The sequence below is a fragment of the Sphingomonas sp. OTU376 genome, from assembly GCF_038440415.1.
GTDB classification, from domain to species: domain Bacteria; phylum Pseudomonadota; class Alphaproteobacteria; order Sphingomonadales; family Sphingomonadaceae; genus Sphingomonas; species Sphingomonas kyeonggiensis_A.
Map to the genome: position 1 here is coordinate 1 of NZ_JASATQ010000120.1, position 7302 is coordinate 7302.

Here is a 7302-nt window from a genome sequence, read left to right on the forward strand (position 1 = left end):
GGGCTCGCGGCCCGGCCTTTTCTTCTCACCCCCCCGGCGCGCCGCGCCCCCCCGGCCTCCGCGGGGGTCGCCACCCACCCCCAACCCCTCCCTTGCAGGGAGGGGAGTAGAAGAAGTGGGAAACTCCACCCCCCGTTGCGGCAAACCCGCAACCGGCCTATTGGCGCGCGCCAATATGGCACGCATCGAAACGCCCGCCCGCATCCGCGGCTTCCAGGATATCTTCGGCGAGGATCAGCGCCGGTTCGCGCATGTCGTCGATACGTTCGATCGCATCCGTCGTCTTTATTGCTTCCAGCGCGCCGAAATGCCGGTGCTCGAATCGACTGCGGTATTCTCGCGCTCGATGGGTGAGACCAGCGATGTCGTCTCCAAGGAGATGTATACCTTCGCGCCCGGCGAGGACGAGGACGGCACGTTCACGATGCGCCCTGAGTTCACTGCCGGCATCTGCCGCGCCCTCATCACCAATGGCTGGCAGCAGCACACCCCGCTGAAGCTGGTGACCAGCGGCGCGGTGTTCCGTCGCGAGCGCCCGCAAAAGGGCCGTTACCGCCAGTTCCACCAGCTCGACGCCGAAGTGCTGGGCGTTGCCGAGCCTTCGGCGGACGTCGAGCTGCTCGTCCTCGCGGACCAGTTGCTGCGCGAGCTCGGCATCGAGGATGTGACGCTCCAGCTCAACACGCTGGGCGACGCCGAGACGCGCGAAGCCTGGCGCACCGCGCTGGTCGCGCATTTCGAGCAGCACAAGGATCAGCTGAGCGAGGACAGCCTTGTCCGGCTCGAGAAGAACCCGATGCGCATCCTCGATTCGAAGGATCCGCGCGATCGCCCGATCGCCGACAGCGCACCGGACATCGACGCCTATCTGACCGAAGAGGCCGCGGCCTTCTTCAAGGCGGTGACCGACGGGCTCGATGCCGCCGGGGTCAAGTGGACGCGCAATTCGCGCCTTGTGCGCGGGCTCGATTATTATCGCCACACTGCCTTCGAGTTCGTCACCGACAAGCTCGGCGCGCAGGGCACCGTGCTGGCCGGCGGCCGTTATGACGGCCTGGTCGGCAGCCTTGGCGGTCCCGAGACCCCGGGTGTGGGCTGGGCAGCCGGTATCGAACGGCTGGGGATGATGATCCCGGAACCGGCAACCGAGCGCATGCAGGTGGCCGTGGTGGTCGAGGCTGCCGGTAGCGAAGCCGCGGCGATTGGCCTGCTCGCAGCACTGCGCAACAACGGTATCAGCGCCGAGCTGTTCGCCAGCGGCAGCCCGAAGAAGCGCTATGATCGCGCGATGAAGGCCGGCCCGGCGATGACCGTCTCGTTCCAGTCTCGCGACGGCGAAGTCTCGATCGCCCAGCGCGTGATCGATGGCGATGCCGTCGATGCCGATGCCGTCGCCACCCTGGTGTCCGGCGCCGCGCGATGAAGATCCCCGCCGACCGGATTGCCGCGATCGAGGCGCGGCGCGACGAGCTGCAGGCGCAGATGGCGACCGGCGATCTCTCCGGCGACAAGTTCGTCGCGGTGTCGAAGGAATATGCCGAGATCGAACCGGTGGCGCTCGCCGCCGGTGAAGTCCGCCGCCTGCGCGCCGATGCCGAATCGCTCGCGCTGATGGCGCAGGAGCCCGATGAGGAAATGCGCGCGCTCGCCGCGGAAGAGCTCCGCGCCAACGAGGCTGCGCTGGCCGCGGCAGAGCGCGGCCTCGCGCTGTCGCTGCTGCCCAAGGACGCGGCCGATGCCCGTCCGGCGATGCTCGAAATCCGCGCCGGCGTCGGCGGCGACGAAGCCGCGCTCTTCGCCGGCGACCTGCTGCGCATGTACCAGCGCTATGCCGATCGCATGGGCTGGAAGATCGAGCTGATCTCGGCCTCCGATTCGGAGTTCGGCGGCTACAAGGAAGTCGTGCTCAGCGTCACCGGCACCGGCGTGTTCGCCAAGCTGAAGTTCGAAAGCGGCGTCCACCGCGTCCAGCGCGTGCCGGCGACCGAGGCGGGCGGGCGCATCCACACCTCGGCGGCGACGGTGGCGGTGCTGCCCGAGGCCGAGGACGCCGACATCAAGATCGACGACAAGGATCTGCGCATCGACATCTTCCGGGCCTCGGGTCCGGGCGGGCAGGGCGTCAACACCACCGATTCGGCGGTGCGCATCACCCATTTGCCCACCGGCACGATCGTCATCCAGCAGGACGAGCGCTCGCAGATCAAGAACAAGGCCAAGGCGATGAAGGTGCTGCGCACTCGCCTGTACGAGCGCGAGCGCGACCGGCTGGCCTCGGAGCGCTCGGGCGCGCGCGCCTCGATGGTCGGCTCGGGCGATCGCTCGGAGCGCATCCGGACGTACAATTTCCCCCAGGGCCGGGTCACCGATCACCGCATCAACCTGACCCTCCACCGCTTGCCCGAAGTGATGGAAGGCGAGCTCGACGAACTGATCGGCGCGCTGATCGCGCAGGACGAGGCCGATCGCCTGGCCCAGCTCGACGGGTAAGGCTCTCAACTCCCCGCCCTGCAAGGGAGGGGCGGGGGTGGGTTAGAAAAGGCCGGGCTCGATGCCCGGCCTTTTATGTTCCGGCGCGACCTTCTTGATCGTCATTCCGGTCCCCAACCCCGTCATCCCCGCGCAGGCGGGGATCCAGGGTAGCTCGGGATAAACGCGGAAATCGGACCTCCGCTTGCCGGAGATCGCAGGGCGAGCCGTACCGCCATTGCCCCTTGGCTCTGGATCCCCGCCTGCGCGGGGACGACGCTATTGTTGAGCGAGGGGAGATGCCTTCAGCGCGTCACCCCTCTGGCAATGTAGGAAATCTTCTGCTTCGGTCCCGGTATGACTCGCGCCGCGCAAATCCGGATCGATCCCTTGTCCCGGCACGCCTCACGCACCCGTGTGGCGTATCAAGGGATTCAACATTTCTGGTCGGCCGGTTCCGAGTGGGAGGCGCGGGATGCCCGCTCCTGATCCCCGGCCCGAGGCGCCGTCGGCGGCAAATGGCAGGAGCGTGCGCGTCGGGCTCAACGAAGCCGCCCGCACGCTCGAGCCCGTCTCCGATTCGCCCCGGCTCGATGCCGAGCTGCTGATGGCGCATGCGCTTGGCGTGACCCGGGAAGCGATGATCCTGCGCCATATCGGCGATCCGGTTCCCGGAGGGTTCGAATCCCTCCTCCAACGCCGCCTGGCACATGAACCCGTCGCCTATATCACCGGCAGCCGGGCCTTCTGGACGATCGAGCTGGCGGTGGGGCCGGGGGTATTGATCCCGCGTCCGGACAGCGAAACGCTGCTCGAGGCGGCGCTCGAATATTTCGGCGCACGGTCGCCGGCGCGAATCCTCGATCTTGGCACCGGGCCAGGCACCTTGCTGCTGGCGGCGCTGGCCGAATGGCCCGAGGCGCAGGGGCTGGGCGTGGACGCGTCCGAGGTCGCGCTCGATTATGCCCAGCGCAATGCCGATGCGCTGGGGCTGGCCGATCGCGCCGGCTTCCAGCGCGGCGACTGGGCGCAGGGGCTGGAGGCGCGATTCGACCTGGTCCTGGCGAATCCCCCCTATATCGGCACCGTGGAGGATCTGCCCGAGCAGGTCCGCCGGTATGAGCCGGGCTCGGCCTTGTTCGCGGGTGCGGAAGGGCTCGACGATTACCTGCGGATCATCCCCGATCTGCGCCGGCTGCTGGCGCCGGGCGGCGCGGCGGTGCTGGAGATCGGCTGGACTCAGGCCGAACCCGTATCCGCGATTGCCCGGAAGTGCGGTTTCGCGGTGACGCTGTACAAGGATCTTGGTGGGCGGCCGCGTGCGCTGCTGCTGACTTGAAACGACGCCAAAACGACACATATTTCTGCTTGGACATTAGTGCTGCACCGGCTAAGACAGCCACGGGGTAGGGCACTTTCAACCAAGAAGTTGAAGCTTGGGCCGTGAAGAACGCACAGCCCCGATTCAGGTCATGATAGCCGCTGCAGTCCGGTGGCCATGGCAGGCGAGTTGCGCCTCCCGAGGCGTTGACGCGCATTTGTAAACTGCATCCGGGACCCAGGAATTGGACCGACGGACAGCGTAAACAAGACAGGACATACAGACCTTGATGAACAATCGTCAGGCCGGCCGCCGTCGTGGTCGTGGCGGGCAGCAGCAGCGCCAGGGTGGCAACCCCGGCCAGGGTAACGGGAATCGCATCGACAACCGTGCGCGCGGCAACGCCGCCCAGCTGCTCGAGAAGTACAAGAATCTGGCGCGCGACGCCCAGATGCAGGGCGATCGGGTCAACACCGAATATTATCTCCAGTTCGCGGATCACTATTTCCGCGTGCTGAGCGAGAGCCGGTCGCGCTTCGAGGAGCAGAACCAGCAGCAGCGCCGCAACCGCGATGATTTCGACAGCGACGACGAGGATTTCGATGTCGAGGCCGATGGCAACCGCGCCGAGGATGGCGACGACCAGCCCGAGCAGCGTGCCCAGCAGCAGCCGCGCCGCGAGCGTGAAGGCCGCGGCGATCGCGAGGGCCGCCAGGAGCGGTCGGAGCGTCAGCCCCGCCGCGAGCGCGAGCAGCGCAACGGTCACGCCAACGGCAATGGCTATGCCAATGGCCATGGTGCCGAGGGTGAAGGCGAAGCTGTTGAGGCAGCCGAAGCCCAGGCGCCCCGCGAGGAGCAGGCTCCGCGTCGTGCGCGCCGCCCGCGCCGTGAGGAAGCCCAGGCCGAGGAAAGCCATGCGATCGACGCCGCGGTGCTCCCGCCCGCGCTCGGCGTGAGCGATGCGGCCCCGGCCGAGGCCGCGGAAGAGCCCGCCAAGAAGCCGCGTCGCACCCGCGCCCGCAAGGACGCCGAAGCGACGGTCTGATGGTGATACGAAAATCGGCGGCTGGGCTCGGGCTCAGTCGCCGATTTCGATTTGGTCGCGCAGCAAGTCTTCCACCTGCGCGTCATGCCCGGTCCCGGAGCTGAGGAACATCAGCCCCATCAGCGCGGCGCCGAGCAGGATCGTAAAGAACACGCCGAGTGCGGTGGCCAGGGCCAGGGTGAAATTCAGCCAGCCCAGCCAGTGCCAGAGGACCAGCACCGAAAGCACCGCCACCGCGAAGGCAACCAATGCCATCCGTGCCAGGACGCGGCGATAGCGCCCCCAGGCGAAGGCAGCATATTCCGGATCGTCCAGGCCCCGGGGCGCTTCCATCTTTTGCAATTGGGGACGATTCGTGGGACACACAAGCGCCTAAACCCGAACGAGGAGTCGAGCGATGACAATCGCGGCAATCCTGGGTGGCAAAGGGCGTGACGTTGTCTCGGTCGATGGTGACAGCACCGTAGCCGATGCCGTTTCGCTGCTTGCGGGCAAGCGCATCGGCGCCGTGCCCGTGATGGTCGGCAATGCCGTGGCCGGCATCTTTTCCGAACGCGACGTGATCTATTGCCTCGAACGCGAAGGCGCGGCGGCGCTTACCCGCAAGGTCAGTGAAGTGATGACCGCCCCGGCGATCACCGTTTCGCCGGACGAGGGCGTGCTTGCCGCACTGGCGCTGATGACGCGCAGGCGCATCCGCCATCTGCCGGTGGTCGAGGGTGGCACCTGTATCGGCTTCATTTCGATCGGCGACCTGGTGAAGTACCGGATCGAACGGATCGAATCCGAGGCGGATGCGATGCGCGCCTATATCCAGGCGGTCTAGGCGCCGCGGTTGCGGACCAGGTTGATCGAATCGACCAGCATCCGCCGTGCGAACAGGAACAGCAGCGCGGCATAGGCAAGCCCACCGGCGCCGACCAGCAGCGCCAGACGGAGGAGTTCGGGCACCGGGGGGAGCAGGGCGTCGAGGCCGGTGACAATCAATGCCATTGCCGCGGCGGCGAGCGCCGACGGCGCGATCGCCTCGGCCAGTGTGCCGAATTTTACGCCGATCACCGGCAGCGTCCGCCAGGTCGAGAGCGCGAGATAGAGCGGATAGGCGGCGAACCAGGCGGCGACGAGCCCCATCACCCCCCAATGCACGCCGATCAGGAAGGCGATCGGCAGGCAGAGCGCGCCGGTCATGGAATTCTGCGCGCTGATCCCGGGGCGTCCACAGGCATCGCTGGCCGGGGCGAACAGCACCTGCAGCGTCATCATCGGCATGGCGAGCGCGAGCCAGTGCACAACCGGCACCGCTTCCATCCATTTGGGGCCAAGCGCGACGGCGACCAGCGGCTCCGCCGTGGCGGCCATACCGAGATAGAAGGGCATGGCGACCAGCATCACCAGCCGGACCGATTTGGTGAAGGCGGCGCCAACCGCGGCCTTGTCGTCCTTCAGTCGGGCGTAGGCGGAGAAGGCGACTTCGTTGAGCGGCGGCACGAATTTCGAGACGAAGATCTGGGTGAGGAACAGGCTGGTCGTATAGATGCCCAGCATGTGCGGATCGAACAGGCGGCCGGCGATGAACACATCGGCCTGGCTCTGTGCGAACCAGAAGATCTGGCCGGTGGCCATCACGCCGCCGTAACGGGCGATGTCGCCGGCGCCGCGAAAGTCGAAGCTCGGCCACATATAGGAGCGTGCGGCGATGGTCATGCCGATCGCACGGGTGGCGAACAGCGCGATCGGCGCGGCGACCAGCGTCCAGACGCCCATGCCGGCGAGTGCACCCGCCAGCGCGGTGATGGCCCCCGCGAGCGCCGAGACGAAGTTGACCAGCGCCTGCCTGCGGAAGTCCATCTCCCGCGAGAGCAGTGCCTGGGGCAGGGCGATGAACGGCGTCGCTATATATAGAAGCGCCTGAACCCGGAGCAGGTCGGCGACCATCGGCTGGCGATAATAGGCGGCGGCGGCGGGCGCGGCGAGGTATTGCAGCCCGCCCAGGGCGAAGTTGAGCAGGATCAGCATGCCGAATAGTTGGCGCTGGGCGTGGCGCCCGGCATCCTCGCGCTGGATCAATGCACTGGCGAGGCCGTAGCCGTTGAGCATGTTGAGCAGCACCAGGATCACCTGGGTCATCGCGAACAGGCCATAGGCCGAAGGGCCTAGCAGCCGGATGACGATGAAGGTCGAGGCCCAGGTGAGCAGCTGCCCGAAGATCTGGGTGCCCGAACGCCAGATGACGGCGCTGCGTACCTGCTGGCGCAGGCTGGTGGCTTGGGTTTCGGAAGTGGCCAGCACGGGTTCGCTCATACGCGCGCTATGCGCCCGTTCGCCTTTATGCCCCGTAAACCGTCGAGAAGGCCGCATTTGCGTGCGTGGCTACGCAACCGCGCAGCCCTTTGAGTCGGGAATCGAGGCTCGGATCGATGAATCGCGCATGTTCGACCGCCGGAAGGCCTGTTTGGGCAGCGCAAGG

7 protein-coding genes are annotated in these 7302 nt (G+C 67.0%); 5 read left to right on the forward strand and 2 right to left on the reverse strand.

Annotated elements, in window-relative coordinates:
- Positions 1–175: 175 nt before the first annotated feature.
- The 4 genes from hisS to AAHM44_RS24465 all read left to right on the forward strand — a co-directional run bounded on the left by hisS (position 176) and on the right by AAHM44_RS24465 (position 4835).
- Positions 176–1423, forward strand: coding sequence for a histidine--tRNA ligase (gene hisS / locus AAHM44_RS24450; RefSeq protein WP_342251618.1), 1248 nt, complete (start codon positions 176–178; stop codon positions 1421–1423).
- Positions 1420–2490: a peptide chain release factor 1 gene (prfA, locus tag AAHM44_RS24455; protein WP_269572861.1), complete on the forward strand. Its 1071-nt coding sequence runs from the start codon at positions 1420–1422 to the stop codon at positions 2488–2490. The genes hisS and prfA overlap by 4 nt, the downstream gene beginning before the upstream one ends.
- A 454-nt stretch (positions 2491–2944) precedes the next feature.
- Positions 2945–3808 (forward strand): peptide chain release factor N(5)-glutamine methyltransferase, encoded by an 864-nt coding sequence (gene prmC / locus AAHM44_RS24460; protein WP_269572860.1) that lies wholly within the window; start codon positions 2945–2947, stop codon positions 3806–3808.
- 271 nt (positions 3809–4079) lie between these two features.
- Positions 4080–4835, forward strand: coding sequence for a DUF4167 domain-containing protein (locus tag AAHM44_RS24465; protein WP_269572859.1), 756 nt, complete (start codon positions 4080–4082; stop codon positions 4833–4835).
- Positions 4836–4868: 33 nt separating this feature from the next.
- On the opposite strand, the gene AAHM44_RS24470 is transcribed toward AAHM44_RS24465, so the two are convergent.
- Entirely contained in the window at positions 4869–5168 is a 300-nt protein-coding gene (locus AAHM44_RS24470) for a hypothetical protein (RefSeq protein ID WP_342251619.1), read from the reverse strand.
- A gap of 64 nt (positions 5169–5232) precedes the next feature.
- Here AAHM44_RS24470 and AAHM44_RS24475 point away from each other — a divergent pair, with 64 nt between their 5' ends.
- Positions 5233–5661 carry a CBS domain-containing protein gene (locus tag AAHM44_RS24475; protein WP_269572857.1) on the forward strand — a complete coding sequence of 143 codons (429 nt, stop codon included), beginning with the start codon at positions 5233–5235 and terminating at the stop codon, positions 5659–5661.
- Here AAHM44_RS24475 and AAHM44_RS24480 read toward each other — a convergent pair.
- Positions 5658–7136 carry a lipopolysaccharide biosynthesis protein gene (locus tag AAHM44_RS24480; protein WP_342251620.1) on the reverse strand — a complete coding sequence of 493 codons (1479 nt, stop codon included), beginning with the start codon at positions 7134–7136 and terminating at the stop codon, positions 5658–5660. The genes AAHM44_RS24475 and AAHM44_RS24480 overlap by 4 nt on opposite strands.
- Between the last annotated feature and the right edge of the window lie 166 nt (positions 7137–7302).

Excerpts from the sequence above, each read along its gene's own strand:
- hisS (WP_342251618.1), top strand. The coding sequence starts at position 176 with ATGGCACGCATCGAAACGCCCGCCCGCATCCGCGGCTTCCAGGATATC.
- prfA (WP_269572861.1), top strand. The coding sequence starts at position 1,420 with ATGAAGATCCCCGCCGACCGGATTGCCGCGATCGAGGCGCGGCGCGAC.
- prmC (WP_269572860.1), top strand. The coding sequence starts at position 2,945 with ATGCCCGCTCCTGATCCCCGGCCCGAGGCGCCGTCGGCGGCAAATGGC.
- AAHM44_RS24465 (WP_269572859.1), top strand. The coding sequence starts at position 4,080 with ATGAACAATCGTCAGGCCGGCCGCCGTCGTGGTCGTGGCGGGCAGCAG.
- AAHM44_RS24470 (WP_342251619.1), bottom strand. The coding sequence starts at position 5,168 with ATGGAAGCGCCCCGGGGCCTGGACGATCCGGAATATGCTGCCTTCGCC.
- AAHM44_RS24475 (WP_269572857.1), top strand. The coding sequence starts at position 5,233 with ATGACAATCGCGGCAATCCTGGGTGGCAAAGGGCGTGACGTTGTCTCG.
- AAHM44_RS24480 (WP_342251620.1), bottom strand. The coding sequence starts at position 7,136 with ATGAGCGAACCCGTGCTGGCCACTTCCGAAACCCAAGCCACCAGCCTG.